Genomic DNA, 1,927 nt, shown 5'->3' on the forward strand with positions numbered 1-1,927 from the left:
GACATTTTGCAAAAAGATCCGCAAGAAATGCGAGCAATGATGCAAGACCGTTTAAGTCATGTAAAAGCATAAAAGGAATAAAGATGCGAGATCAGGGGCGATTAGTCGAATGGTTCGACGAAAAAGGTTATGGCTTTATTCAGCCAGATGATGCTGAAAAAGAGCGAGTCTTTTTGCATATCAAAGATTTTGCACGCCCCGGACCTCGGCCAATTATTGGTTGTGCACTAGAGTATTTGGTCATTTTAGATGAGCGAGGTCGCTTCCGTGCCCAGCAAGTCACTTATTTAAAGGCATCACAAACGCGTAAAGCTTCAAAGTCAGCAAAAACAGAATCTTCATTTCAGGCAAAACCATGGTCTGCCATGCAAATGGGCATCGTATTTTATTTTGTTCTAATGGGCATTATGAGTTTTATCCATGTTCTGCCAGCTTATACCTTATTGTTTATCTTAATGACGAATGTCTTAAGTTATTGGCTATATTCACAAGATAAAGAAGCCGCACAACTAGGCAATCGCCGTATTCCTGAACAGACTTTACATATTGTGAGTTTTTTAGGCGGTTGGCCAGCTGCATGGTGGGCACAACAAAAACTGAGACATAAAACACAAAAACAACCATTTCGTAAGATTTATTTTTGTACCATATTCCTTCATTTACTTTTGATTTTGTGGCTAATTTCTCCTTTAAACGTTTTGCGGGGATCATAAAAGTAAATTGTTTTATTAAACTTGAGAGGTATAAAAATGAATAGTTCTATCGACCAAGATCCAAATCGTACTTTAACACTTATTTTGTATGTACTTTATATTGTTGCCATTTTTACGGGCGGCTTACTTGCGATTATTGCTTTAATTATTAACTACGTAAAACGTTCCGATGTTCAAGGTTCAATTTTTGCGAGTCACTTTACTTGGCAAATCAGAACATTCTGGTGGTATCTCGCTTGGAATATTATTGCCTTTTTACCGTTTATTTTCTTGTTTTTTACAGGTGAAAATACCGATTTATTTGCAGGTGTTGCGATCTCATCGACCGTATTCTGTGTGGGCGTGATTACAGCGGCATGGATCTGGATCGTATATCGTGCAATTCGCGGTCTGATTGCGTTAAATGATAACCGCCCGATGTACCAACCTTAATAAATAAAAAAGAGAGCGTTAAGCTCTCTTTTTTATTCTCGAATTCTTTTAGTTTTTTTAATGGGTAACTTAAGTTTTAACTCACTGACTAAAACACCTAACACCACTAAAGCACCGCCAAAAAGGGCAATCAGTGGTAAACGCTCACCTGCGATTCGGCCAATAACCCCAGCCCAAACAGGTTCTCCTGCATAAATAATCGCAGCACGTGAAGGATCGACCATACGCTGAGCCCAGTTCATCACAAATTGAATCAGTGCACTTGCTAAACCTAATGTAACAGCTGTAAGTACAAGCGGCCATGAAAATGCTGGAATCGTTTGCTCGCCCACCACAGGCATAACGGCAAACGAAAGTAGAGATGCGACAGCAAGTTGAATAATGGTCACACGACGCAAATTTACCTTTCCAGCAAAATAACTAATAAAAATAATTTCTAAAGCAATCGCAACTGAGCCAAGTACTGTTAAAAGCTGCCCAAAACTTAATGAAATTTGCTCAAAACCATTCACTGTCAATAAAACAAGACCAGCAAAAGCCAAAGCTGCTCCCACCCAAGTCATGACATGTGGCGTCTTTCTAAAGATGAGCCACATTAAAATAGGAACAAGTGGAACATAAAGCGCCGTTAAGAAAGCTGACTCACTACTCGGAATGGTTTGCAGGCCAATTGTTTGAGTTCCATAGCCGCCCACAATGACTAGACCAATCACACTACCAGCACCTAAGTCTTTTAACGTAACGCCTTTCATGCTTTTGAAATTATTTTTATTAGTTATTTT

General features: G+C 39.2%; 4 protein-coding genes. 3 read left to right on the forward strand and 1 reads right to left on the reverse strand.

The genetic code is table 11. The features are described from left to right. The 3 genes from J582_RS27435 to J582_RS24900 all read left to right on the forward strand — a co-directional run. Positions 1 to 72 (forward strand): hypothetical protein (locus tag J582_RS27435; protein ID WP_228131716.1); only part of this gene is annotated, 72 nt, incomplete at its 5' end. Positions 73 to 83: 11 nt separating this feature from the next. After that, complete coding sequence (locus J582_RS24895; protein WP_031983678.1) at positions 84 to 713, forward strand: DUF1294 domain-containing protein; 630 nt, start codon at positions 84 to 86, stop codon at positions 711 to 713. Positions 714 to 749: 36 nt separating this feature from the next. After that, positions 750 to 1,145 carry a DUF4870 family protein gene (locus J582_RS24900; RefSeq protein WP_004705102.1) on the forward strand — a complete coding sequence of 132 codons (396 nt, stop codon included), beginning with the start codon at positions 750 to 752 and terminating at the stop codon, positions 1,143 to 1,145. Positions 1,146 to 1,177: 32 nt separating this feature from the next. Here the strand turns inward: J582_RS24900 and J582_RS24905 are convergent. Next, positions 1,178 to 1,927, reverse strand: a 750-nt coding sequence (locus J582_RS24905) for a DMT family transporter (RefSeq protein ID WP_032048898.1), incomplete at its 5' end; no start/stop codon positions are given.

Origin of the sequence: Acinetobacter sp. 1566109, assembly GCF_000582255.1 — a bacterium.
In the GTDB taxonomy this organism is placed as follows: domain Bacteria; phylum Pseudomonadota; class Gammaproteobacteria; order Pseudomonadales; family Moraxellaceae; genus Acinetobacter; species Acinetobacter nosocomialis.

Bases quoted from the DNA above. Each gene is read 5' to 3' on its own strand.
- J582_RS24900 (WP_004705102.1), top strand. From the start codon at position 750: ATGAATAGTTCTATCGACCAAGATCCAAATCGTACTTTAACACTTATT.
- J582_RS24895 (WP_031983678.1), top strand. From the start codon at position 84: ATGCGAGATCAGGGGCGATTAGTCGAATGGTTCGACGAAAAAGGTTAT.